29 protein-coding genes are annotated in these 26,983 nt (G+C 28.7%); all 29 read left to right on the forward strand.

The genetic code is table 11. The annotated features are described in order from the left end of the window. The first annotated feature begins 2,796 nt into the window (after nt 1-2,796). The 29 genes from SJY27_RS08335 to SJY27_RS08475 all read left to right on the forward strand — a co-directional run bounded on the left by SJY27_RS08335 (nt 2,797) and on the right by SJY27_RS08475 (nt 26,888). Nucleotides 2,797-3,480, forward strand: a complete 684-nt coding sequence (locus SJY27_RS08335; protein ID WP_397447805.1) for a hypothetical protein — start codon at nt 2,797-2,799, stop codon at nt 3,478-3,480. Nucleotides 3,481-3,879: 399 nt separating this feature from the next. Next, nucleotides 3,880-4,128: a hypothetical protein gene (locus tag SJY27_RS08340; RefSeq protein WP_027127313.1), complete on the forward strand. Its 249-nt coding sequence runs from the start codon at nt 3,880-3,882 to the stop codon at nt 4,126-4,128. 195 nt (nt 4,129-4,323) lie between these two features. Further along, nucleotides 4,324-5,256 (forward strand): hypothetical protein, encoded by a 933-nt coding sequence (locus SJY27_RS08345; RefSeq protein ID WP_397447806.1) that lies wholly within the window; start codon nt 4,324-4,326, stop codon nt 5,254-5,256. 653 nt (nt 5,257-5,909) lie between these two features. Next, a complete protein-coding gene (locus tag SJY27_RS08350; RefSeq protein WP_397447807.1) occupies nt 5,910-6,203 on the forward strand; it encodes a hypothetical protein in 294 nt (97 codons plus the stop codon). 57 nt (nt 6,204-6,260) lie between these two features. Next, on the forward strand, nt 6,261-6,464 hold the full coding sequence (locus SJY27_RS08355; RefSeq protein ID WP_397447808.1) for a hypothetical protein: 204 nt from the start codon (nt 6,261-6,263) through the stop codon (nt 6,462-6,464). Nucleotides 6,465-6,637: 173 nt separating this feature from the next. Beyond that, on the forward strand, nt 6,638-6,835 hold the full coding sequence (locus tag SJY27_RS08360) for a hypothetical protein (RefSeq protein WP_397447809.1): 198 nt from the start codon (nt 6,638-6,640) through the stop codon (nt 6,833-6,835). An 818-nt stretch (nt 6,836-7,653) separates the two neighbouring features. Beyond that, nucleotides 7,654-8,310: a hypothetical protein gene (locus SJY27_RS08365; protein WP_397447810.1), complete on the forward strand. Its 657-nt coding sequence runs from the start codon at nt 7,654-7,656 to the stop codon at nt 8,308-8,310. A gap of 165 nt (nt 8,311-8,475) precedes the next feature. Then, nucleotides 8,476-9,168, forward strand: coding sequence for a hypothetical protein (locus tag SJY27_RS08370; RefSeq protein ID WP_397447811.1), 693 nt, complete (start codon nt 8,476-8,478; stop codon nt 9,166-9,168). Nucleotides 9,169-9,774: 606 nt separating this feature from the next. Next, the gene (locus SJY27_RS08375) at nt 9,775-10,146 is read left to right on the forward strand and encodes a hypothetical protein (RefSeq protein ID WP_397447812.1); all 372 of its coding nucleotides are present in this window, start codon (nt 9,775-9,777) and stop codon (nt 10,144-10,146) included. Continuing rightward, nucleotides 10,146-10,742, forward strand: a complete 597-nt coding sequence (locus tag SJY27_RS08380; protein WP_397447813.1) for a hypothetical protein — start codon at nt 10,146-10,148, stop codon at nt 10,740-10,742. Before SJY27_RS08375 ends, SJY27_RS08380 begins: the two co-directional genes overlap by 1 nt. 188 nt (nt 10,743-10,930) lie before the next feature. Beyond that, entirely contained in the window at nt 10,931-11,515 is a 585-nt protein-coding gene (locus SJY27_RS08385; RefSeq protein ID WP_397447814.1) for a GNAT family N-acetyltransferase, read from the forward strand. 612 nt (nt 11,516-12,127) lie between these two features. Further along, on the forward strand, nt 12,128-12,760 hold the full coding sequence (locus tag SJY27_RS08390) for a hypothetical protein (protein ID WP_397447815.1): 633 nt from the start codon (nt 12,128-12,130) through the stop codon (nt 12,758-12,760). 298 nt (nt 12,761-13,058) lie between these two features. Then, nucleotides 13,059-13,904 carry a hypothetical protein gene (locus tag SJY27_RS08395; protein ID WP_397447816.1) on the forward strand — a complete coding sequence of 282 codons (846 nt, stop codon included), beginning with the start codon at nt 13,059-13,061 and terminating at the stop codon, nt 13,902-13,904. 163 nt (nt 13,905-14,067) lie between these two features. Further along, a complete protein-coding gene (locus tag SJY27_RS08400; RefSeq protein ID WP_397447817.1) occupies nt 14,068-14,865 on the forward strand; it encodes a barstar family protein in 798 nt (265 codons plus the stop codon). 135 nt (nt 14,866-15,000) lie between these two features. Continuing rightward, nucleotides 15,001-15,756, forward strand: coding sequence for a Cthe_2314 family HEPN domain-containing protein (locus tag SJY27_RS08405; protein WP_397447818.1), 756 nt, complete (start codon nt 15,001-15,003; stop codon nt 15,754-15,756). Nucleotides 15,757-15,938: 182 nt separating this feature from the next. Continuing rightward, on the forward strand, nt 15,939-16,955 hold the full coding sequence (locus tag SJY27_RS08410) for a hypothetical protein (RefSeq protein WP_397447819.1): 1,017 nt from the start codon (nt 15,939-15,941) through the stop codon (nt 16,953-16,955). A 171-nt stretch (nt 16,956-17,126) separates the two neighbouring features. After that, nucleotides 17,127-17,819 (forward strand): DUF4160 domain-containing protein, encoded by a 693-nt coding sequence (locus SJY27_RS08415; protein ID WP_397447820.1) that lies wholly within the window; start codon nt 17,127-17,129, stop codon nt 17,817-17,819. A 93-nt stretch (nt 17,820-17,912) separates the two neighbouring features. After that, nucleotides 17,913-18,569: a hypothetical protein gene (locus SJY27_RS08420; protein ID WP_397447821.1), complete on the forward strand. Its 657-nt coding sequence runs from the start codon at nt 17,913-17,915 to the stop codon at nt 18,567-18,569. Between the two features lie 795 nt (nt 18,570-19,364). Beyond that, entirely contained in the window at nt 19,365-19,724 is a 360-nt protein-coding gene (locus SJY27_RS08425; protein ID WP_397447822.1) for a hypothetical protein, read from the forward strand. Nucleotides 19,725-19,910: 186 nt separating this feature from the next. Next, a complete protein-coding gene (locus SJY27_RS08430) occupies nt 19,911-20,459 on the forward strand; it encodes a hypothetical protein (protein ID WP_397447823.1) in 549 nt (182 codons plus the stop codon). Between the two features lie 149 nt (nt 20,460-20,608). Beyond that, nucleotides 20,609-21,103 (forward strand): DUF4375 domain-containing protein, encoded by a 495-nt coding sequence (locus tag SJY27_RS08435; protein WP_397447824.1) that lies wholly within the window; start codon nt 20,609-20,611, stop codon nt 21,101-21,103. Between the two features lie 134 nt (nt 21,104-21,237). Further along, entirely contained in the window at nt 21,238-21,891 is a 654-nt protein-coding gene (locus SJY27_RS08440) for a tetratricopeptide repeat protein (protein WP_397447825.1), read from the forward strand. A 173-nt stretch (nt 21,892-22,064) separates the two neighbouring features. After that, the gene (locus SJY27_RS08445) at nt 22,065-22,442 is read left to right on the forward strand and encodes a hypothetical protein (RefSeq protein ID WP_397447826.1); all 378 of its coding nucleotides are present in this window, start codon (nt 22,065-22,067) and stop codon (nt 22,440-22,442) included. A gap of 178 nt (nt 22,443-22,620) precedes the next feature. After that, nucleotides 22,621-23,220 (forward strand): hypothetical protein, encoded by a 600-nt coding sequence (locus SJY27_RS08450; RefSeq protein ID WP_397447827.1) that lies wholly within the window; start codon nt 22,621-22,623, stop codon nt 23,218-23,220. A 355-nt stretch (nt 23,221-23,575) separates the two neighbouring features. Further along, entirely contained in the window at nt 23,576-23,809 is a 234-nt protein-coding gene (locus tag SJY27_RS08455) for a hypothetical protein (protein WP_397447828.1), read from the forward strand. 42 nt (nt 23,810-23,851) lie between these two features. After that, entirely contained in the window at nt 23,852-24,307 is a 456-nt protein-coding gene (locus SJY27_RS08460; RefSeq protein ID WP_397447829.1) for a hypothetical protein, read from the forward strand. 794 nt (nt 24,308-25,101) lie between these two features. After that, complete coding sequence (locus SJY27_RS08465; RefSeq protein ID WP_397447761.1) at nt 25,102-25,314, forward strand: hypothetical protein; 213 nt, start codon at nt 25,102-25,104, stop codon at nt 25,312-25,314. A 65-nt stretch (nt 25,315-25,379) separates the two neighbouring features. Further along, on the forward strand, nt 25,380-26,111 hold the full coding sequence (locus SJY27_RS08470; RefSeq protein WP_397447830.1) for a hypothetical protein: 732 nt from the start codon (nt 25,380-25,382) through the stop codon (nt 26,109-26,111). A gap of 216 nt (nt 26,112-26,327) precedes the next feature. Next, the gene (locus SJY27_RS08475) at nt 26,328-26,888 is read left to right on the forward strand and encodes a hypothetical protein (RefSeq protein ID WP_397447831.1); all 561 of its coding nucleotides are present in this window, start codon (nt 26,328-26,330) and stop codon (nt 26,886-26,888) included. Nucleotides 26,889-26,983 lie beyond the last annotated feature (95 nt).

Consider the following 26,983-nt stretch of genomic DNA (forward strand, 5'->3'; position numbering starts at 1 on the left):
CCTCGGAAACGCTAAAGTTTTTGTTTAAGTAGCTTTTTTTTCGCTAAATTTACGCAACAAATAATACACATAAACGTTGTAAATAATGCGTGAATCCACTCAGACTCTTGAAAGTTGGAGTTTTAAAAATGGTGGAATTTGAGCAAATTGTGTGAATTTTGAAACGCTCTAAAAATGGAATTTAAAAATTGCTGAACAGACTCTCGATAACCTTGAATTTTGAATAAATTGAGAATTAAAAATGTTGGAATTTACTCAAACTCGGAATTGCAAAACGTGGGAATCATAACAAAAAGTGTGAATGAAAAACTGGAATTTAGCATCTTGCGAAATTGAAAATCTTTGAGGAATTTTCTCTCGAAAACAAAATTTGAATGAAATGGAAAACAAACTGAATTATTAATTGAAAAAAAAGCACTATTTACAACAATGGCTATATTTAATTGCTAATGTATTTTTCCTTCGGAAAAATACGCAGGCACGAAGTTGTTTGATTTTTTTGCTTACTTTTAGCTAAACAAAACCGCAACTAAAACATAGCCTAAAACGTTATGTTTTATTGCTCAGGAAAATCTAAACGCAGGAAAAAAATGCTGAACACTCTCTCGCGAATTTTAAAAAATCAAATCAAAGCGGAAATTTTCTCTACTTTGGAATTCTTGACGTTTTGGGAAAAAATTAATTGGGGAAAATATCGCGCGAATTAAAAAGCAAAGCAGAATCTAAACGTAACAATTAACTCTGAAAAAGGAATTTAACAGAAATAATAAATAAAAAAAGCTCAAAAAAGGAAATTAAAAATAGGAAAAAAAATGAAAACGGAATCTGAACTTACTTACTCAAACGTATCACAACAAAACATAACACCGTGTAAAATTTATTGCTTTTTATGGTTTTTCTTACGAAAAACCTCGGAAACGCTAAAGTTTTAGTTTAATAAACTATTTTTTTCGCTAAATTTACGCAACAAATAATACACATAAACGTTATGTTTTATTGCTCAGAAAATCTAAACGCTGGAAAAAAATGCTGAACAGTCTCTCGCGAATTTTAAAAAATCAAATCAAAGCGGAAATTTTACGCGGGAATTTTCTCTACTTTGGAATTCTTGACGTTTTGGGAAAAAAATAATTGGGGAAAATATCGCGCGAATTAAAAATAAAAGCGGAATCTAAACGTAACAATTAACTCTGAAAAAGGAATTTAACAGAAATAAAAAAAAGCTCAAAAAAGGAAATTAAAAATAGGAAAAAAAATGAAAACGGAATCTGAACTTGCTTACTCAAACGTATCACAACAAAACATAACACCGTGTAAAATTTATTGCTTTTCCTGGTTTTTCTTACGAAAAACCTCGGAAACGCTAAAGTTTTAGTATAATAAACTATTTTTTTCGCTAAATTTACGCAACAAATAATACACATAAACGTTATGTTTTATTGCTCAGGAAAATCTAAACGCAGGAAAAAAATGCTGAACACTCTCTCGCGAATTTTGAAAAAGTCAAATCAGGGCGAAAATTTTACGCGGGAATTTTCTCTAATTTGGAATTCTTGACGTTTTGTGAAAAAATTAAATGGGGAAAAATATCGCGCGAATTAAAAATCAAAACGGAATCTAAACGCAAGAATTAACTCCGAAAAAGGAATTTAATAGAAATAAGAAATAAATAAAAAAAGCTCAAAAAAGGAAATTATAAAAGCTTGAAAAAATTGAAAACGGAATCTGAACTTGCTTACTCAAACGTATCGCAACAAAACATAACACCGTGTAAAATTTATTGCTTTTTCGGGTTTTTCTTACGAAAAACCTCGGAAACGCTAAAGTTTTAGTTTAAATAGCTTTTTTTTCGCTAAATTTACGCAACAAATAATACACCAAAACGTTATGTTTTATTGCTCAGGAAAATCTAAACGCAGGAAAAAAATGCTGAACACTCTCTCGCGAATTTTAAAAAATCAAATCAAAGCGGAAATTTTACGCGGGAATTTTCTCTACTTTGGAATTCTTGACGTTTTGGGAAAAAATTAATTGGGGAAAATATCGCGCGAATTAAAAAGCAAAGCAGAATCTAAACGTAACAATTAACTCTAAAAAAGGAATTTAACAGAAATAAAAAAAAGCTCAAAAAAGGAAATTAAAAATAGGAAAAAAAATGAAAACGGAATCTGAACTTGCTTACTCAAACGTATCACAACAAAACATAACACCGTGTAAAATTTATTGCTTTTTATGGTTTTTCTTACGAAAAACCTCGGAAACGCTAAAGTTTTAGTTTAATAAACTATTTTTTTCGCTAAATTTACGCAACAAATTATACACATAAACGTTATGTTTTATTGCTCAGGAAAATCTAAACGCTGGAAAAAAATGCTGAACAGTCTCTCGCGAATTTTAAAAAATCAAATCAAAGCGGAAATTTTACGCGGGAATTTTCTCTACTTTGGAATTCTTGACGTTTTGGAAAAAAAATAATTGGGGAAAATATCGCGCGAATTAAAAATCAAAGCGGAATCTAAACGTAAGAATTAACTCTGAAAAAGGAATTTAACAGAAATAAAAAAAAGCTCAAAAAAGGAAATTAAAAATAGGAAAAAAAATGAAAACGGAATCTGAACTTGCTTACTCAAACGTATCACAACAAAACATAACACCGTGTAAAATTTATTGCTTTTTCTGGTTTTTCTTACGAAAAACCTCGGAAACGCTAAAGTTTTAGTTTAATAAACTATTTTTTTCGCTAAATTTACGCAACAAATAATACACATAAACGTTGTGGTTAATTTACCCAAACCAATGAACAGAAAACTGATTTTAATATTTCTACTTACAATTTTCCAAATTTCTTGGGCTCAAAATTGCGATTTTGAAATACGAAATTTAGCGAATAATCTAAATGGGAAATCGGAACTTATTGAAAAATCGGAATACGAAAAAGTTGTCGGTATTTCAGAAAAACTCATTGAATTTGAGCCAAAATCTGAACTTGATCTGACCAAAAAATATCCTGAAATTTTCAAACTTAAAGATTCTTGTTATACATTTTCTGCAAACCAAAATATTGGAATTGGAATAAAAACGCCTGAATTAAAAGCGTGCAGAAATAAAGTTCAAACAAAAGAATATTCAGATTATAAATTCATAGGGACTTATTGTGGAAACGCACTGATTGAAATAACAGGCTACGAAAGTTGGGGATTTCTATCAGTTAACTTGAAAAATGGATTGACTTGCTTTACAATGGGAAAACCTTTAACTTCTGACGGAGAAACAGCTATTTCTTATTCAAACTATTATGGAGAAGAGGAAATCGCATTAACGGATTTGAAAACTAAAGAACAATACGTTATTGGAATTGAGGGTTATCACACAACAGAAACAATAATATTTGAAAATAGTTACTATTTAAAATTGACATCTGAATTACATTCAAGTTGTGAAAAAAATATTAAATATCTGAAAGTGGAAATAAAAAACTAACCACAACACCGTATAAAATTAATTGCTAGTTCTAGCCTACTTACGAAAGTCCTCGCGGACTTTCTATCTGTGATTTATTTGCTAACTTTAGTGCTTAAAACACGCAACTAATCTTATACAACAACGTTGGCATTCATTGAGCAGAACCGTTAAAAATGACAATTATGAGTAATTTAAAAGACATTAAATCGGAAATTGAAAAATATGAGAATGACTCAAATCTGACTGAATTGAACATAAAGAATATAAAAAATCCGAATGAACATAAATTCAACATCTGAATTTAACTCGTTTGTGGAATTGAAAACTGAATTGAAAACCAAAACCCGAATTGAATTCGGAATTTAGCATATTGCGGAATTGCTCACTCAATCGGAATTGAAAACTAAAAAGTAGAATATGAAAAACATCTTTATTTATTACTTGACAATTTTAACGCCACTTGCAATTATAATTTGGCTGAACAAAACCGAATCTATAAATTCCACATATTTTGTGGGACTTTTATTTTTCTATTTATTAATTTTTAGAACTTATATAGATGGAAAAAGACTGTCTGACAAAAATGTAATTCCTAAAAAAGATATTTGGAAAATGATAATTCCAGGAAAACACATTGAGTATTTTAAAGAACTATATCTGAAATAAGATAAGAACTAAAAATATAGCGGAATAAAAACAACGAAATGCCAACACCGTGTATAATTCATTGCTAGTACAAGCTTACTTACGAAAATCCTCGCGGATTTTCTATTCGGTTTGTATTTGCTAAATTAGTTGCTGAAACACGCAACGAAATCATACACAAACACGTTGTAAAACATTAAAAACGAAAATCCATAAATGAAGAAAAATCCAAAATTATTTTCAATTTTAATCACTTTAATTGTTTCAGCGATTTTAGGATATATAGAAATTGGAGTTTTTAAAGAATATGGCTGGACTGTATTTCTTGTAATTCCATTCATAATTGGATTTCTTCCACCATATATTAATGGAAAATTATCGAAAATAAGCAAAAAAGAGAGTTACAATTTGAGTTTTATAACGCTTGGAATTGTTTTAATTGGGCTTTTAATTTTTGCAATCGAAGGAATGATTTGTATTGCAATGTCTTTACCTTTAATTGCTTTGTTAGTTTGGCTTGGTTCTTACATTGGATTTAAAGCCAATTTTGGAAAATGGATAAATCCGACAAATACAACAATTGGACTTTTTATTATTTGCATCGGCTCAATGAGTTTTGACTATATAAATGAACCTGAAAATTTAATTCCAGTAAGAACAACTGTAATAGTAAATTCAAATATTGAAAGTGTTTGGAAAAATGTCGTGACTTTCGAAAAAATAGAAGAACCAACAGACTGGATTTTTAAAACTGGAATTTCATATCCAACAGATGCTACAATTAAAGGAACTGGAGTTGGAGCAGTAAGATATTGTAATTTTACAACTGGAAGTTTCATCGAACCAATAACAACTTGGAACGAACCGAATTTATTACAATTTGACGTAAAGGAACAGCCAATTCCTATGAATGAATTTAATCCATTTTGGGAAATTCATCCACCACATTTAGATGGTTATTTTAAGTCATATAAAGGTCAATTTAAGTTAACGAAAATTGGAGAAAACAAAACTGAATTAGAAGGAACAACTTGGTATAAAGTAGATATTACACCAGAAATTTACTGGAAAACTTGGTCTGACTTTATAATTCACAGAATACATAAAAGAGTATTGAATCATATAAAATTAAAATCTGAAAAGAAATAACGTTTTACAACACCGTATATAATTTATTGCTGGCTTCTTGCCTACTTGCGAAAGTCCTCGCGGACTTTCTTGGTCGGTAATTATTTACTAAATTAGTTGCTTGAAACACGCAACAAACCATATACAACAACGTTGTAAATAATGCGTGAAACCACTCAAACTCGTGAAAGTTGGAGTTTTAAAAATGGTGGAATTTGAGCAAAATGTGTGAATTTTGAAACGTTCAAAAAATGGAATTTTAAAATTGCTGAACAGACTCTCGCTAACGTTGAATTTTGAATAAAATGAGAAATAAAAATGTTGGAATTTACTCAAAATCGGAATTGTAAAACGTTGGAATCATAGCAAAACGTGTGAATAAAAAACTGGAATTTAGCTACTTGTGGAATTGAAAATCTTTGCGGAATTTACTATTGAAAACAAAATTTGAATGAAATGAAAAACAAACTGAATTATTAATTGAAAAAAAAGCACTATTTACAACAATGGCTATATTTAATTGCTAATGTATTTTTCCTTCGGAAAAATACGCAGGCACGTAGTTGTTTGATTTTTTTGCTTACTTTTAGCTAAACAAAACCGCAACTAAAACATAGCCTAAAACGTTGTAACACATTTGTGAGAAAAATAAACCTCAAGTAAAATAATTAATTATGGGAATGGGACTTGGTCACTTGATAGACTTGAGCAGAAAGCTTGAAAATAATAAAAATTTACTTTCTGCTAGAAGAGCTAAAACCAAATCATTAAAATTATCAAGAAAAATAAGTCCGAAAGGAATTAAAAATAAAAAAACACCTGATAAGATTTCTGAAAAAGAGCTGAATCAAATCAAAAAAAACATAAGAGAGCGAATTCAGAAAGAAAAAAGAAAAGAAAATATTATCACAGGGATAGGAATCTTAACATTTATTGGAATTATTTTAGCCTGTTGGTTTTTACTATGAAATAAAGTAAGTGAAAAATTAGAGTTTATTAAACTTTAGAAAGACAGAAATAATAGAATGAAAAACAGGAAAATATCACTTGAATTAATAAAAGAAGCTAAAAAACATCCAAATGGATGGGTTTATGTTTTAGATAAAGAATATGAAGGAAAAGAAGAAGTTCCTGCTAAATTTATAAAGGGTGCTTGGAAAGTAAATGAAAGTGGTGAAATAACAGGAGAATTTGAATCAAATCCGAATTATCACGAAAACAAAAAATAAAACGTGTTACAACACCTTGTATAATTTATTGCTTGCAAATAGCTTACTTGCGAAAATCCTCTCGGATTTTCTTGGTTAGTTAATATTTATTAGCTTTATTGTTTAACCCCGCAACAAACCATACAAAAACACGTTGGCATTCATTGGCGGAACGCACTCAAAATGTAGAAAATATGATTAAAAGAAATTTAGGATTAATATTAGTTATCATAGCTATGGTTTTAAACATATTGAATTTTGGTTTTTCAAATATGAGTACTAAACCACTTAGTTTTTGGTTATTTTTAGGTTCTATTTTTGTACTTATTGCTGCTTTTATAAAAATACTTATTACTGAAAATAAGGAAAACAAAAAATCTAGATCTGACTAAATAATGAATAAAATTAAGTCGGAATTTTAGTTTGTTTGAGGAATCTTAAACTGAACTGAAAAGCAAAACCTAAATTGAATGCGGAATTTAGCAAGAAGCAGAATTGCTCTCTCAATCTGAATTGAAAAAGTTTGAGGAATAAAAGGCAAATCGAATTCACTCATACGCTGGAAAACAAAAAAAACTGAATTAAGCCGAATAAGAATAAGTCGAAATAAAAACAACGAAATGCCAACACCGTATAAACTTTATTGCTGTTTTTAGCTCACTTGGGAAAATCCTTCGGATTTTCTGCCGTTCGTGTTTTATTTAGTAAATTCACTGCTTAAACAACGCAACAAAGCTTATACAACAACGTTATGTTTTATTGCTCAGGAAAATCTAAACGCAGGAAAAAAATGCTGAACACTCTCTCGCGAATTTTAAAAAATCAAATCAAAGCGGAAATTTTACGCGGGAATTTTCTCTACTTTGGAATTCTTGACGTTTTGGGAAAAAATTAATTGGGGAAAATATCGCGCGAATTAAAAAGCAAAGCAGAATCTAAACGTAACAATTAACTCTGAAAAAGGAATTTAACAGAAATAATGAATAAAAAAAGCTCAAAAAAGGAAATTAAAAATAGGAAAAAAAATGAAAACGGAATCTGAACTTACTTACTCAAACGTATCACAACAAAACATAACACCGTGTAAAATTTATTGCTTTTTATGGTTTTTCTTACGAAAAACCTCGGAAACGCTAAAGTTTTAGTATAATAAACTATTTTTTTCGCTAAATTTACGCAACAAATTATACACATAAACGTTGTGGCACATATGAGAGCAGGAATATTATTCATATTTTTAACAATAATTTTTAATTCAGTAAATAGACAAAATTTGAACGGAAAATGGTTACTTAAAGAAGTTGACACAGGAAATAACAAAAAAGGATATCCTGGATTTCAATTGTTAGAAATTAAAGATTCAATTGTGAAATTTTATACAGATTTATCACTTGAAAAAACAATGATGAATCTTAAAGTATTGGATAATCAAATTGTAACTACGGAAAAGAAGAAATTTGCCGAATATAAAGTTGTTAATGAAAAACATTTGAAATTATTTATAGATGGAAAATCAAATGATGAAGATGCCGTTTTTGAGTGCGACTTTTATCGACTTGAACCGACAATCACAACTCTGAAAATAGAAGATATTGAAAAACTGAATTTCGTAATAGTCGAAAATGAACGTGAAACTGAATTTATTTTTAACAAAGAACTCTGGGACAAGGAAACTTTAGAACTATTTAAGAGAAAAGAAGGTGAAAAGAAAATAATTGAAAAAATTGACTCGACTTTTTTCGTTTCAATGTATTATGATGGAAAAAGAAATGGTTCAATCCCAATTAAAGAAGTTACGACTGAATTATTAAAACTTTATGCAATCCCTACTGGACCGATGGAAATGACTGCATACCGAAAAAAATAAAATACGTGCCACAACACCGTACAAAATTAATTGCTTGCTTTTTGCCTACTTACGAAAATCCTCGCGGATTTTCTTTGTCAGTAATTATTTACTAACTTTATAGCTAAACCACGCAACTAACCTTGTACAAACACGTTGTAGCTAATTAAAAATCAGAACTTAAGAATGAAAAAAAGCAAGTTGAAAAAAATATTAATTTATACAGTTATTTTTATTTCTGTATTTACACTTTTTGACTTGTACATTTTGAGAGGATTAAATTCTTCTTATTTTATCTTTAAAAAAAATATTGACTTAAAAAAAACTGAATTTATAATTACAAAAAAAGAAGACGGAATTTTTAATTTCTCTATTAAAAATAACTCTATAATACCAGATTACTTTATGTTCTACAGAGAGGGAAATATTTTTTTGAATAATGTAGAACAAATTGTCTTTATGGGAAATAGATCACGAGTTTTGAATACAAAAAATAATATTGAAAAAATTAATTTAAGTTTTGGTTGCAGTAATGGTTTGGGATTATGTTCAATTAATCCGTATGAAAAATTTGAAAAAGATTATAGCTATAAAGAAGTTCTCAATGAAATAAATTACATAAATAATATTAGTGACAATAAGAATAATGACTTACTATTTGGAGAAAAATTATTTTTAGATAAAGAAAATTTAATTTTTAATCACGAAAGTAAAATCACGAAAAAAGACTCGCTTGAAATTGAATTTTATTATGGATTGTTCTCTGAAGGATTGAAAGAACAATATCCAATCAAATCAAATGTTGTGAAAATTGGATATTTAGATTTAATAGAAAGTTATATTGAAAAAGAATTAAAATGGAGAAAGGAAAATAACTAGCTACAACACCGTGTAAAAAAAATTGCTAGTAAAAGCCAACTTGCGAAAATCCTCGCGGATTTTCTTGGTTAGTGCTTTATTTACTAACTTTAGTGCTTAAACCACGCAACTTTCCTTACACAACAACGTTATGTTTTATTGCTCAGGAAAATCTAAACGCATGAAAAAAATGCTGAACACTCTCTCGCGAATTTTTAAAAAGTCAAATCAGAGCGAAAATTTTACGCGGGAATTTTCTCTACTTTGGAATTCTTGACGTTTTGTGAAAAAATTAATTAAGGAAAAATATCGAGCGAATTACAAATCAAAACGGAATCGAAACGTAAAAATTAACTTTCAAAAAAAGGAATTTAACAGCAATTAAAATAAATAAAAAAAGCTCAAAAAAGGAAATTAAAAAAACGTGAAAAAATTGAAAACGGAATCTGAACTTGCTTACTCAAACGTATCGCAACAAAACATAACACCGTGTAAAATTTATTGCTTTATAGGGTTTTTCTTACGAAAAACCTCGGAAACGCTAAAGTTTTAGTATAATAAACTATTTTTTTAGCTAAATTTACGCAACAAATAATACACATAAACGTTGTATACAATTAAACGAAAATGAAAAAGTTACTATCTATTTTAATAGTTTTTATTTCTTGTAAAGAGATAAAAAAAACAGCCCCAAAGCATAAAACTATCTCTGGATTATATAATCTTATTGAACCAAAAAGAGAATTGAAAAACATCTATATTTTTGGCAATGATGAATTTTATCACATATCTGGAAGCAATTCAGTAAATGTAGATTATTCAACTTTTAAATATTATATTGAGGATAATAAAATTTACTCTTGTTTAAAAGGAGTTATGGAATGCAATAATGAATCCAAATATGATTTACATTATACTATAAAATCAATAGATACGTTATTTAATGAACAAATTGTAGTTTTTAAAGAAGGTTATAAATTAAGCAAAATAATCGATTAATGACAGAGAGCAAAAGGCAAATTAAACTGAAAGATTATACTGAAAGAAATACCAGATGGACAGACAAAGCCATTAGTCAATTAGGTTATTCTATTAATTTATTCACTACATTAGGAGTTTCTTATTTAATTTATTTAGTTACAAACAATGAAAAGTTTCCTAAAAACGACTTTAATGGTGAATTCAGTTTTTTATTAACTATTTATTTTATAAGTTTTATACTAATTTTTTTCTCTGTATGCTTTGGTTTCATATCAATTTTAAGCAGATTATATGACTTTAGATTAACTAGACATCTAACATTTATTAGAATGAAATATTTTAAGTTAAATGGTAATACCAAGAATATAAGCGATAATTTAATAATTGATATTTCTAAAGAAAGTAGATTAAAAATATTCTATAGAACAGTAATTAGAACTACTAATTTAATTTCTCAAAAGGAATTAGAGTCTGAATTAATAAAATCAAGATTTGAAGAATTAAGAAAGAATGCTAATGTATTAGGTGAACTTACTTGGAAAGCACATAAAAATCAGATATTTTGTCTTTTATTAGCTTCTTTTTTCTATGGAATTATAGTTTTCATTAATTAAATAACTGTATACAACACCGTGTAAAAAAAATTGCTAGTAAAAGCCTACTTACGAAAATCCTCGCGGATTTTTTTGGTTTGTGTTTTATTTACTAACTTTATTGCTTAAACCACGCAACTTTCATTACACAACAACGTTGGCAAACATTACTCACTCAAAATCTGAAATTCTAAAAAACTTAAAAAAACATGAAATATGAAAAAGATATAAAAGCATATTCTGAAATATTTAAAAAACCTCCGTTTATTAATTTAAATGAACACGTTATAATAACTCATTTAGTAGATAAAGCAATCGAATACGAAGCAGAATGGTATTATGGAGTTAGTCAAGATTCTGAAATTAAAAGATTTTTACCAGATGTTTATCCAGAATCTCCAAAAGACGCAATGAAAAAAGTAGTTGGAATTTTAGGAAAACCAATTTTTAAAGAAGGATTAATGTTATGCATAAGAAGTGCTGAAGATAAATATGCTGTTGGTTATATTGTATTGGATTCTCCTTTAGCAAATACTGGTTCTGAAGAATGGACAATTACATATTGGTTAAAAAAAACTCAACAAGGAAGAGGACTAATGACAAATTCTATAATTGCAGTTTTAGAATTTATGAAAAAAATGAAAATTTCGAAAGTTCAAGCTTTTGTTGACTTGGAAAATATAAAATCAGAGAATATTTTGAAAAATTTAAACTTTAAAAAAGTTCCTGGAGAATTTGGAAAATATCATAAAAAGGAACTTAAGAAATCTAATCTTTATGAATTAAATTTATAAGAATTAAGATTTGAAATAAAAAAACGATTTGCCAACACCGTGTAAAAAAAATTGCTGGTAAAAGCCTACTTACGAAAATCCTAGCGGATTTTCTAGGTTCGTGTTTTATTTACTAACTTTATTGCTTAAACAACGCAACTTTTCTTACACAACAACGTTATGTTTTATTGCTCAGGAAAATCTAAACGCTGGAAAAAAATGCTGAATAGTCTCTCGCGAATTTTAAAAAATCAAATCAAAGCGGAAATTTTACGCGGGAATTTTCTCTACTTTGGAATTCTTGACGTTTTGGGAAAAAAATAATTGGGGAAAATATCGCGCGAATTAAAAATCAAAGCGGAATCTAAACGTAAGAATTAACTCTGAAAAAGGAATTTAACAGAAATAAAAAAAAGCTCAAAAAAGGAAATTAAAAATAGGAAAAAAAATGAAAACGGAATCTGAACTTGCTTACTCAAACGTATCACAACAAAACATAACACCGTGTAAAATTTATTGCTTTTCCTGATTTTTCTTACGAAAAACCTCGGAAACGCTAAAGTTTTTGTTTAATAAACTATTTTTTTCGCTAAATTTACGCAACAAATAATACACATAAACGTTACCACACATTTGAGAAAAATCGAACGTCCATACAATACAGAAGAAATTAAACTGTTGAAAAGCAGGAAAAACTCGCTTTGGGACCATTTTGAAAATTTTGGACTAAAGTTTATTGGAATAACATTTGTTCTTCTCGCACCTTTATTACTTTATGATAAATTTATTGGTAAAGTCTCGTCTGAAACGCAACTTCTGATTTTAATTCCTTTACTTATAATTTCAATAGGAACTGTAATTTATTGGATGAATAAAAACGGAGAAATAGGCTGGAATAAAAAAGTGAATAACGAATTAAAAAATGGAAAAGCGCAAGTTCTGAAAATACAAACGGACAAAGTATTTAAGCGAAAGCAAACCTATGACTTGGGTTCTGGATTTTATATAAAAATTTCGGATAACGAGACATTGTTTTTGCAAGGACAATATTTTGACGAATTACAATATGGGCGCAAATTTCCGAATACTGACTTTGAGATTGTTCGAACCAAACTGACTTTTAATGAATTGATTGACATAAAATCTTTTGGAGAATACTTAAAACCTGAAAAGAAATTAAAAGCTTTTACGAAAGAACAATTTGACAAAAATGAAGTTCATTGGGATGGAGATTTATTGGAAATACCAATTGAAAAAATAAAATAAAAACGTGTGGTAACACCGTATATAATTTATTGCTAGTTCTTGCCTACTTACGAAAATCCTCGCGGATTTTCTATTCGGTTTTTATTTGCTAAATTACGTGCTAAACCACGCAACAAACCATATACAACAACGTTGTGCGTAATCCCCCATAGAAACCAAAAATTCTTAAGTACGTTGGCTAACGTAAAAATTAGTGAATTGATCAAAAATTAAGAGAAAAATGAAAATGCATAACTTATTGATTAACAGTAAAATAATTTTACGTTAGTCAGAAGCTAAAAAAAATCCGAACTAAAAAATGACAGTTGAGAAAGTAGAAAAAGCTATTGCATTATTAGAAGCAATAAATCCCGAAAATGAATATGCATATGAAAAAGCTGTTCTTGCATATTTAACAATCGGAAGTCTTCCTGTTTTACAATATGAAATTCTTGAAAAATCAATTTTTTTTAGAACACGAACTCACGAAACAAATGATTTTTTCCAATTAATATCAGACATTTCAATTACACCAAATCAATTTGTGAAAAATTTTGCAAGATGTAATCGTCCGAATCAATCAAAATTCTACTGTTCAGAGAATAGACCAACTTCATATGCTGAATTAGTAGAATATTGGTCTGACACAAAAGATTTTGGAGACAAAGTTTATGTTACAATCGGACGTTGGCAATTAAAAAAACCTTTGGTTGGAATTATTATAACTACACCAGACAAAGAAAACAGAGTTTCAGAATATGACAAAGAACACGGAACTGTTATGGAAACTTTTCTTGAACAAACAGATCCTGAAATAAGAGGAGCAACAATTCTATTCTATAAATTTCTATTTGATAAATTTCGAAAATCTGCAAAAAATGACCCTAAAACTTATATAATAACAACTGCTTATTGCAATGTAGCTCTTGCTCATTCAGAAGGAAAAGCAGACGGAATTTACTACCCAAGTGTTCCTTTTGGTGGACAAGGAATTAATTTTGCTATAAATTCAGATTATGTTTTTGAAAACAACCTTGAACTTACACATATTATCAGAAACGAATTGACTGTATCAGAAAATGATAATGGAAAACACGAATTTACAGAAACTGGAAGAGTTGAAGCTTCTGGATTTGATATTGAAAATAATTTAATAAATTGGTAATTAGGAAAGAAAAAGCCTACGCACAACACCGTATATAATTTATTGCTTGCTTATTGCCTACTTACGAAAGTCCTCGCGGACTTTCTTTGTCCTTAATTATTTACTAAATTAGTTGCTTAAAACACGCAACAAACCATATACAACAACGTTACCAACAATTAGAATGACCAACATAAATCCGAATAGAATCAAGTTTTATCAATTCCTAAACGATGACATTTCATTGGAATTATTTGAAAGTTGGGTTTATAAAAACAAAGAGCTTGAAAATATAATTCAAGAAGACGATTATAATGATTTATTAGCTTTTAATTTTAAAAGTAGAGAAACCAAGAATTTTATAAAATCGATTGTTAAGAAACATTTTGACTGGAAAGAATATGAAAAATGGAGAACAATTGAATTACTTAAAAAGATTAAATCTGGTAAAATTGAAATTGTTTTGGCAACTCGAAAATTAAGAGAATTATATCTTGAACAAGAAGAAAAAATTAAAAGACCATTTCTGACAATTGGTCTTGCAATAGGTTATGAAAGCGTACTTGATAATTGTCCAATAGAAACTGAATATAATCAATGGAATTCTGACGTTTTGAAAAAACAACTTGAACCTGTCGAATGGTATAAAAACCGAATTTTAGAAGACGTTGAACAAGAACTTAACGAATTACTAAACCCTGAAATAAAAACTATTGACCTTGGGAAAATTGTGAGTATTAAAGATTTTCACGACACTTTTTCGGAAAGACTTTACTTCCCTGAATTTTATGGAAATAATTGGGATGCTTTTTGGGATTCGATAATTGGAATCGTTGAAATGCCAAAAAAATTGACCTTAACGAATTGGGGGAAATTCGAAAAAACATTTAAAAAAGATTCGAAAATTTTGAAAGAAATTATAAAGGATTATAACAATCAAAATACTGAAAATAAAAAAATAACTGTTGGTAACACCGTATAAACTTTATTGCTGGTTTTGGCTCACTTGGGAAATTCCTTCGGAATTTCGCCGTTCGTGTTTTATTTAGTAAATTCATTGCTTAAACAACGCAACAAAGCTTATACAACAACGTTGTGCGTCATTAACCCAAAACCCTTGAAAGAAAACAATTTTAAAGAAGTATTAAGAAAATCTGCTCATAAGATTATTCAAAAGTTACCTGTTGAAAACATTCTAAAAGATGATTTTACTAGACCAAAAACAACTGAAAAAGAAGATTTTGTTATTAATGGCTTTCTAGCATTGGGAGAAGTTGAAACGTCAATTGAACAACTAAGACAATCGAGTTATTTCATATCAAATTTCAGATTAACAGAAAATTTAAAGAAAAATAATATATCTCGTTTTGACCACATAATTTACCATATTGAGGCCCACTTATTGAGAACAACAGGTATTTTAGATAGAATATTGATTTTGACAAGTTTATCTTTTGACTTAAAAATAAGACCAGAAAAATGTAAACCAAATAATTTTCTAGTTGATTACAAAGGTAAAGAAGGAAAATATGCACCTGTAATAAAGAATCGGAATTCTGTTTTATTTGAGGTACTTGTGAATCTAAATGAAACTATAAATGATTATAGAGAAATTAGAAATGAAATTGCGCATCAAAAAAGATATAAATCTGAGGATTTAAAAATAATTGAAATGTTAGATTTGGGTTTCAGAGACGAAAATCACAAACTAAAAGACAAGAATTTGAATTATCAAATAAAACGAGTTTTTGACCTAGCAGTTTCAATGTATAAAAAAGAAATGATTGACTTAAATAATAAAATATCTGAACAAATTTTGAATATCTATAATGAACTTGAGAAAGTTTGGTCAGAGGAATATGAAAAAAAATAACGAACGCACAACACCGTGTATAATTCATTGCTAGTACTCGCCTACTTACGAAAATCCTCGCGGATTTTCTATTCGGTTTGTATTTGCTAAATTAGTTGCTGAAACACGCAACGAAATCATACACAACAACGTTCTACACCATTTAAACCAAACATCGAAAACATTATGAAATTCAGCCAAATATGAGAATAAGTCAGTTTCAAAAATACTCTCAAAAAGAAAATACTGTAACCAACAACATATTGTTAATGCTTTCGAGGCTGAACGATTTGAAAGTGGAATATTATAAAAGCATAATCGAAAAATTATCTGATGGAGGACAATCCTACGAACCACAAGCAAATTTTTTACAACAAGTTGGTTCCAATCGTGGAATAATTGATGGATTTATTGAAGTTAAAGCTTCCAAAATAGTTATTGAAACAAAATTATCTCAACGAGAATTAATAAAAAAACTAACTAAATATGGAGCTGTTTTTAAGAAAGGTGTACAAAACCAATTATGGCATTTAAGTTCTAATTGCTATTCAGATGAAGAAGTTGAAATCATAAACGACAAATTAAAGAAAGAATATCCGGAAATACCGATTGAATTTAACAACTTACTGTTTTTAAATCTAATAGAAAATTTAGAGGAAATTTACGAAGAGAATGTTCACGACTATGAGTTAAAATTACTTTACGAGGACTTTAGAGATTACTGCTATGAAGAAAGATTAGTAAATGATAGTGCATATAAACTTCTATTTGTTCCAACAGGCTGGTCATATGAATGGAATCTAAAGCACAAAATGTATTTTTGTCCAATTAACTGGCACAAACAAGAATTTTCGTATTTCGGACTTTACAAATCAAAATCTGTACGTTCATTTTCAAAAGTTGAAAACGTAATAGAAGCAGATTATGATTTCCCAAGCAAAACTCTCTCTGTGAAAACTAAAAATCATACGGATAGACAAATAGAGCGATTGGAATTAGCATTATTAAATTATGGAGAATCGCAGTCAGGTCTAAAATATTACATACTTCCAGAAGATGAATTTTATATAACAGATTTCAAAAAAGACTCTAAAGGTGGAATTCAAGGTTTCCGTTATAAAGATTTAAGACATTTTATCAAAGAAGAAAACCTTGTACATCTTGAGAATCAAAATACTGAACGAATTGCGGAAATATTAAAAAATAAGATATGGAAATAACATCACGTAAAAAACGGTGTAGAACACCGTATATAATTTATTGCTAGTTCTAGCCTACTTACGAAAATCCTCGCGGATTTTCTATTCGGTTTATATTTGCTAAATTACGTGCCAAACCACGCAACAAACCATATACAATCACGTTGTGTGTAAGCTAAAAACTGAACTCTATTGAAAAAAAATGTATACATTATATTTCTAATTATCTTGATAATTGGAATACCTTTTTTCTACTATTTGTCTATAGATACTTTAGTTAGTTTAAAATATGAAACAGAATTTGGAGAATGTATTTCTAATATAACTGGAACTGACTTGTGCCTTCAATATGATATATTTCTGGGTTTAACTTATTTCCTTGCTTTATTAACTTTAATATTTATAATTTTTTACAAGAAAATTGTTAAAAAGGAAAAAATTATAAGTCCAATTAATTTGAATTCTGCATTTGATGACCTAAAGTTATCTTTTGAAAAAGGGCTAACAATTGAAAATCATAAAGCTGGAATTAGATATTTAGGTCTTGAAAAAGTAAAAGAATGGAAATCTAAATTTGGTTACACTTTTAATATTTATAGTAATGATCATTTTATTGAAAATAAACCACATTTTCATTTTGATAATAAAGGAAAAGGAGTTTCTTGTAAAATGAGCTTTGAAGGAAAAATATTTGAAAGTAATGGAAAATATGAAATCGACAGAAAAGTATTGAAAGAATTAAGATACTTTTTATCATTAGAAAAAACTCAAGAAACAATTATTTACGAATGGAATACTAAGAATCCAAAATTGAAATACAAAAAAAAAGCCTACACACAACAACGTATAAAAAAAATTGCTAAATTAGTGCTTAACCAAAGTTAGTTGCATTTTTTGCTGCTTCTGAATTTCCTTCGGAAATTCCTCGCACACAAAAAACGCAACTTTCTTTATACAACAACGTTACCTGCAAGCTGAATGAACAACAAGCTGAAAAAAATAACACCTTTCCTGATTTTATCAATATTGTCTATAATTTATGCGATATTCATTGTAATTAAGGAAAGAAATTTAGGTTGGGGATTTTTTGCTGTGATAGCATTAATTGTAATCGGAATTTTACTTTTTGTAGTTGACTTTGGATTAAAAAAATGGCTTAAGAATTACAAAAAATTATTTCTGACTGAATTAGCTTTATTACTACTTGTAGTGGTAGTTTACAACTATAAGTTCAATCGGACTAAAACACTCATTATTCCAACGGAATTTAACAAAAGTTATGTGACAATAATTTATGGAGTTGAAAACTCGAAAGACTTGTCCATATCAGCTTTGACTTGGAATAAAAAAATAGACATCCCAAAGAGCGGAATTTTATTAACGTCTTCTGACTTTAATCAAAACCTTCGTGAAACCGATATGAAATTGGATTCTGGAATATATTTAAACTCTGACGAAACCGAAAAAGGATTTACTCGAATGACAGAATCTGAATTTGAATCAAATGGTCGGAATTATAAATTTAGAACTTGGAAAATACAAGACGGATTTTGTTGTTCTTATTCATCAAAAGAAGTTGAAAAATATAAAACGGAATTAAAAACGGAATTTGAAAAAATAAAAGCCAGCAGGTAACACCGTATATAATTTATTGCTGGCTTCTCGCCTACTTACGAAAGTCCTCGCGGACTTTCTTGGTCGGTAATTATTTACTAAATTGGTTGCTTAAAACACGCAACAAACCATATACAACCACGTTATGTTTTATTGCTCAGGAAAATCTAAACGCAGGAAAAAAATGCTGAACACTCTCTCGCGAATTTTAAAAAATCAAATCAAAGCGGAAATTTTACGCGGGAATTTTCTCTACTTTGGAATTCTTGACGTTTTGGGAAAAAATTAATTGGGGAAAATATCGCGCGAATTAAAAATCAAAGCAGAATCTAAACGTAACAATTAACTCTGAAAAAGGAATTTAACAGAAATAAAAAAAAGCTCAAAAAAGGAAATTAAAAATAGGAAAAAAAATGAAAACGGAATCTGAACTTACTTACTCAAACGTATCACAACAAAACATAACACCGTGTAAAATTTATTGCTTTTTCTGGTTTTTCTTACGAAAAACCTCGGAAACGCTAAAGTTTTAGTTTAATAAACTATTTTTTTCGCTAAATTTACGCAACAAATAATACACATAAACGTTACCCAACATTAACCACTCATAAGTTGAAATACAGAACGAAATATATACTACTGATTATATTCATTTTAGCATTTACATTAACTATTTACAACGACTACAATGAATTAACAGAGACCAGTTTTGATTCTACTGAATTAAAATATGCTAAAAGATTTTTAGGAATTGGAATTCTTTGTTTTGGAATATACTTTTTTAATAAAAATTGGAGAATGCTGTTAATCAAAATTATGTTTGGAATATTTGGAATAACTTTAGCTTTGAATTTATATATTTTTCCTGGGATTTATGCAAATGCTCAAGCTAATGAATTATATGCTGTATATTCTGAAATAGAAACTTGTGTAGGAATGGAAAAACGATTTGTGAAAGATTTGCAAAACAAAGAAATAAAATACTTTTATTTTGGAATTGGTTATGATGTTGAATTACATCAAATATTAGAAAATAAATACAACATTGAAATGTTTGGAATGGGTTGTATGATACAATCAAAATTTGAATGCTACAATAAGTTAGTCTATGAATACCTGAAAGAATCACATAACAAATCAATTAATGATATTTACAGAGAAATAGATAATGAATAAAAAACGTTGGGTAACACTGTGTAAATTTTATTGCTTTTTAAGGTTTTTCTGGCGAAAAACCTCGCAAGCGTAAGAGCCTGTAGTTATTAGTTATTTTTAGCTAAATTTACGCAACAAATCTTACACAACAACGTTGTAAGTAATTACTCACTCAACTCAAAAAAAGAAGGAAAATTGGCAATAATTATGAAAAAAATTGTCATTATAATCTTACTACTTGTAAACTATTTTAGTTTTTCACAGGAAAAACTAAATTGTTCAATCATAAAATACGGAAATAAGGGAATTATAATTAAAGCTCCTAAAGGTTGGATTTTAGATTGTGAATCAGGCTCTGAAAGCGGAATTAATGCGGTATTTTACAAAAATGGTGAAACTTGGCAAAATGCAAAAACAGTTATGTATCTAAAATTTGCAAGTTTAAAAATGGAAAATCAAAGTAATTTGAATGATTTAATCTCATATGATACAAAAACATTTAAAGAAAATTATGAGGGAATTGAAATTAAAACTAAAGAAAAAATAGAACTTGAAAAATTTGGTGGAATTATAAAATACTTTGGAGGAGGAAATTATGAAAGTTTTGAATATTTAGCATATTTAGATCTAAATGAATTTGCTATAATGACTATTATTTCTTCAAGGACTGAAAGTGATCTGAATGAAAATTATCCTGTCTTTAAAGAATTATTAAAATCAATAAAAGTATTGAAAATTGAATATCAAAATGAATAAAAAACTACTTACAACACCGTGTAAAAAAAATTGCTTGTTTTAGCTTACTTGCGAAAATCCTCTCGGATTTTCTTGGTTTGTGTTTTATTTACTAACTTTAGTGCTTAAACCCGCAACTTTTCCTACACAACAACGTTGTAACACATTTGATGAAAACCCAAGAAACATTGACAAACGAAGAATTAATTGACTATGTCTACTATGATATTGCAGGAAAATATCTGAATGAAAAAATCAATGATTGGAGTCAAACTAAAATATGGTACGACACAGTTTTTGAATTATCAGAACCTGTTCGATATACGTATGGAATTGGAGTTTTGAATATGCAAGTAATGAATGGTGGATTTGAACAGTATTTTGACAATGATTATGGAATTTTTGCAAAGGAAACGCTAAATGGACTGAAAAAAATTGGAGCTGAATTGACTTTTGGACTTTTAAAAAGTGCAATCGAAATATTAAATAAGCATAAAGAACCGCAAACTGACTTGTTTAAATTCATAACCCAGAATAAATATTGGGAAAATGAAGAAATAGAACAAGAACTCGACCGATTAGATGATGAATATTACAAACTCGAAGAAAAAGAGAATTTGACTGAATTACTCGGGAATTATTTGCGGAACTGTGAAATAAAATAAAAACGTGTTACAACAATGTATAACCGCAATTACGGCGGATTCGACTGCGTCCGAATCCACTCGGAATTGCTAACGTCAGTGCTAAACCGAAAATCATTAACTTTAATCCCGTAACTGACGGTTATACGAGACCGTTGGCAGTAATAAAAACTGAACGTAAAACCGAAATTAATTTGATAAAGAAAATACTATTTATATCTATTTTAATATTTACAATAAGCTGTAAGAAAAAACCTGAAAACCTTCTGAATAGAATTGGTGGAGACGCTCATTTGGTTGAGAAAAGTAGTTTTGAATTTAAAGATTCGTTATCAATTTTAAATTACAATTTAGGAATAACTGAATTGAGAAATAAAAACCTGAAAAAAGCGAAAAAGTATTTTAATAAATCACTTTTAAGAGAACCTGAAAATTCTTCAATTTTGAATTCTTTAGGAAGTATTGAAGCAAATTTTGGGAATTTTAAAAAGTCTTATGAATATTTTGAAAAATCTCTGAAGTTCAATAAAACAAATACTTTGACTTATATGAGTTATGGAGTTGCTTTGAATAAATCTACTGAACAAGAAAAAGCAATAGAAATTTGGAAAAAAGGTTTGAGTATTGAGAAAAATATTGAAAAAACAGGAATTTTTAATTATAACATTGCGAATGCATTTTACAAACTTGACAATTACAATGAATCTAAAAAACATAATGATTTAGCTTTGAAAACTGTAAATGACAACGAAATAAGAAAAGATATAATTGAATTAAAAGAATTGTTGAATAAGTGGGAAAATGAATAAAATTACTACTGCCAACACTGTATAAACTTTATTGCTGCTAAATTTTTCCTTCGGAAAAATACGCAGGCACAAAGTTGTTCAATAATTTGCTTACTTTTAGCATAACAAAACGCAACAAAGCTTATACCAAAACGTTGTAATTCATTGACAGAAAAACTACCTGCTGAAATAATATGAATAAAGATAAAATTGGAATTATTGTTATATTTACTATTATTATATCAATAGTAATTTATGGATTCTCAAGAGAAAAAGAATTATCTGAATTGGGAATTCATACAAATGGAAAAATAACGGAATATTTTTATGTAGGAGCTAAAAATTACGTTAAATATACCTTTAAAGTGGGAAACAAAAATTACTATGGAGAACAAAGAGTTTATCCCTTTAAATGTGAGAACGGAATTTATGGTTGTGTAGGAAAAGAATTTGAAATTATTTATTCTTCTGAAAATCCAAAAAATAATGAGATTAACTTGGGAGAGTATAATAAATATAAACCAAATAGAATTAAAATGTTTGAAACTGAAAAGGAATCAAAAGTTGAATAAATTTGAAATCTCGCAAAACTGTTAAACAACGAAATTACAACACCGTGTAAAATTTATTGCTTTTTAAGATTTTTCTGGCGAAAAACCTCGCAAGCGTAAAAGTCTGTAATTATTAGTTATTTTTAGCTAAATTTACGCAACAAACCTTACACAACAACGTTGTAGCACATTTGAGAAAATGCATAGAATAATAATTATCATTTCGATTTTAACACTAACCATCAGTTGTAAAAGCAAAGTTGATTGCGGAATTGACCCTTTAGTGATTAAGACAAATGATAGTATTATTTCAAAAGTGGAATCTGACTCAAGCGGACAAAAATGGTGGAATAATTATTTGTCTAAAATAAAAGAGCCGAACTTAAAAACGGAACTGAATGAAAGTTACCGATTAATGATTTACAACTCAATGTGGGAATCTTCAAAAACTTATCGAATTTGTAAAGATTCCGACTCATACAAATTAGTTTTTAAAGAATTTGGAGGCGTACAAATAGAGCGACAAAATAGCACGTTGACCTCAAATACGGTACGTGATTTATCAAAAAAAGAATGGACTGAATTTCAAACCTTGCTACAGAACACTCGTTTTTGGAGTTTACCTGTAACAATTGACCGAAGCGAATTAGATGGAACAACTTGGATACTTGAAGGAAAAAATCCTGATGGAAACGATTGTACTAATAGAGAATATCACGTAGTTGCAAGATGGCAACCTCTTGACACGATGAAAGTAATGGAATTGAATTATAAACTAACTGAACTAAAAGAAAAATAAAAACGTGCTACAACACCGTGTATAGCTCATTGCGGCTGAATTCCTAATCGGAATTCATTGCAAATTGCTATCTTTCGGTTACGGCGGAAAATCAGCTATGATTTTCCGCAACGAGCCATACACAATCACGTTGTAAATAATGCGTGAATCCACTCTGACTCTTGAAAGTTGGAGTTTTAAAAATGGTGGAATTTGAGCAAATTGTGTGAATTTTGAAACGCTCTAAAAATGGAATTTAAAAATTGCTGAACAGACTCTCGATAACCTTGAATTTTGAATAAATTGAGAATTAAAAATGTTGGAATTTACTCAAACTCGGAATTGCAAAACGTGGGAATCTTAGCAAAACGTGTGAATGAAAAAATGGAATTTAGCATCTTGTGGAATTGAAAATCTTTGCGGAATTTTCTCTCAAACTCTGAATTTGGACAAAATTGAAAACAAAATGAATTATAAATCTAAAAAAAAAGCACTATTTACAACAATGCCTATATTTAATTGCTGCTTTATTTTTCCTTCGGAAAAATACGCAGGCACAAAGTTGTTTGACTTTTTTTGCTTATTTTTAGCTAAACTAAACCGCAACTAAAACATAGCCTAGAACGTTGGCTACAATAAAACTGAACGAAAATTGACTTTTGGAATAGCACAATACACTAATTTAACTCAAGAAAAAAATAACTGGATAAATGATCTGTCAAATGAACTAAAGTTATTTTTTGAAAATAAAAATTATGGAAAAGACCTGAATGAACTTTATTTTGGACTAATTACAGTAGAACCTGAATTTGACCAGTTTTTTAAAAAGAAAAGACCAAGATATAAACCTGGTGAAAGAACTTCAAATTTAGATGGAATTGAATTCAACACTAATAATTGTGCTGAAATAGACTGTAAAATTGAATTTAATCAAATTAGTGACTTGGGAAAAGACAAACTAATTAAAAAAGTGTGTGAAGAAATTTTAGCGGAATCTGAATGCTTGAAAAGACTATCAAAACTGAAAAATTTTGAATTTGAGTCGTTTAAGAATGACCTAATAAAGTATTTAATTGAGAAAAAATATGTTGAAGAAAAAATACTGTAGCCAACACTGTATAAACTTTATTGCTGCTATATTTTTCCTTCGGAAAAATACGCAGGCACAAAGTTGTTTAATAAATTGCTTACTTTTAGCATAACTAAAACTCAACAAAGCTTATACCAAAACGTTATGTTTTATTGCTCAGGAAAATCTAAACGCTGGAAAAAAATGCTGAACAGTCTCTCGCGAATTTTAAAAAATCAAATCAAAGCGGAAATTTTACGCGGGAATTTTCTCTACTTTGGAATTCTTGACGTTTTGGAAAAAAAATAATTGGGGAAAATATCGCGCGAATTAAAAATCAAAGCGGAATCTAAACGTAAGAATTAACTCTGAAAAAGGAATTTAACAGAAATAAAAAAAAGCTCAAAAAAGGAAATTAAAAATAGGAAAAAAAATGAAAACGGAATCTGAACTTGCTTACTCAAACGTATCACAACAAAACATAACACCGTGTAAAATTTATTGCTTTTCCTGGTTTTTCTTACGAAAAACCTCGGAAACGCTAAAGTTTTAGTATAATAAACTATTTTTTTCGCTAAATTTACGCAACAAATAATACACATAAACGTTGTAAATAATGCGTGAATCCACTCAGACTCTTGAAAGTTGGAGTTTTAAAAATGGTGGAATTTGAGCAAATTGTGTGAATTTTGAAACGCTCTAAAAATGGAATTTAAAAAATTGCTGAACAGACTCTCGATAACCTTGAATTTTGAATAAATTGAGAATTAAAAATGTTGGAATTTACTCAAACTCGGAATTGCAAAACGTGGGAATCTTAGCAAAGCGTGTGAATGAAAAAATGGAATTTAGCATCTTGGGGAATTGAAAATCTTTGCGGAATTTTCTCTCAAACTCTGAATTTGGACAAAATTGAAAACAAAATGAATAATAAATCTTATAAAAAGCACTATTTACAACAATGCCTATATTTAATTGCTGCTTTATTTTTCCTTCGGAAAAATACGCAGGCACAAAGTTGTTTGACTTTTTTTGCTTATTTTTAGCTAAACTAAACCGCAACTAAAACATAGCCTAGAACGTTGTAGCCAATTAAAGAAACGAGATACATATGAAAAGAATAACATTAATTTTATTTATTATTTGTTCCTTAAATGGTATTGGACAAGAAAAACTGAAAATTGAAATTGATAATCCAGAACCGAGAGTTGGACAAAGCGTTACATTTTCAATTAACGTAGATTTTTTGACTAACTATTTCAAAAAAGAACTAGGAAATAATGTGGAATTTACTCGCTCAACCTCATTTTTCGGAATGCAATCAGATGACTTTGAAAGAGTAATAATTTTCGAAAAAACAAAAAAATACAAAATTGGACCTTTTAATTTCGAATTTAATGGTAAAAAATACACAACAGAAACTATTGAAGTAAATGTTCTTCCAAAATTACCAATGGAAAATGGACTTTGGTTAAGAATCACAGAATTCGATGGTCAACAATTTTTAATTCTTGAACAGTTAATAGGCAACGAATCAAACAAAACTGATAATGAAAATGGAGGCTATTCTCATACAATTGGAGGAGTCAAGCCAGAAGGAAAAGAATTTGCTGAACTAAATGAAGAATTAACAAAAGGAATTGAATTAAGTAATTACAGTTCGGCTACTAACACTTTGAATCCTGAAAATGCTGGTTTATTTGATGTTGGATTTTCGTATTCAATCAAAAAGTATAAAATAAAATTTGAGGAAGATTTTAAAGGGGATTATATAATTACAGAAAAAGACTTTAAAAATTTGCCCGAGGATTTTGATATAGGAAAAATTAAATTAAAAAAATAACTGGCTACAACACCGGCTATAGTTCATTGCTTCTGACTTTCCTCGCGGAAAGTCCTCACAAATTTGCTATCTTCGGTTCTCAGCGGAAAATCCTCGCAGATTTTCACGCAACGAAACCATAGCCAAACACGTTGTGCGTAAGCTGTCAGACCAACAAAAATTGTGTTTAACTTCAAATGTTTTGAAATTTAAAAACGAAAAATTTATAGGAATTTAATGTTGAAAATAACTAAATCTGAAATAAAATTATTAACTGGTATTGGAGTTTTGATTTTAGTGGTTGACATTTTATTAATGAAATATTGGGTTGAAACTATAAAACCTGACCCATTTATATCTTTTACAGCTAAATCTTACAGACCTTATATATTTATCGGAAATATTATAATCGGATTTTTTACATTCTTTGTAAAAAAAAGGATTTCGATTTTATTTATTGCAAACACAATTGTCTGTTATTTAATTTTCTCGTTTTTTTGGAATTCTTGGATTGAAAATCATCCTTATTCACAAACGAATTATCACTTTAAAATTAAAAACAGGAATTTACGATTAGACATTTCTGAAAATCCAAATACTTACGGAATTTATGAATTAAACCCAAACCCAACTGATTCTCTGAAAATAATAGAAATGGGAATGAATGAAAAAAAAGGAGATAGTATTATATTAAAATGGTGGAAACAAGGAGAAAATTTTGAAATGTATTTTTACAATAATAAATTAATTGGATTTCCAGAAAATCCGAAAGAAATTGAATTAAAGAAAGAGGAATAAAAGCCTACGCACAACACAGTATAAACTTTATTGCTGCTAAATTTTTCCTTCGGAAAAATACGCAGGCACAAAGTTGTTTAATTTTTGCTTACTTT

This window comes from Polaribacter sp. R77954 (assembly GCF_044595335.1).
GTDB lineage: Bacteria > Bacteroidota > Bacteroidia > Flavobacteriales > Flavobacteriaceae > Polaribacter.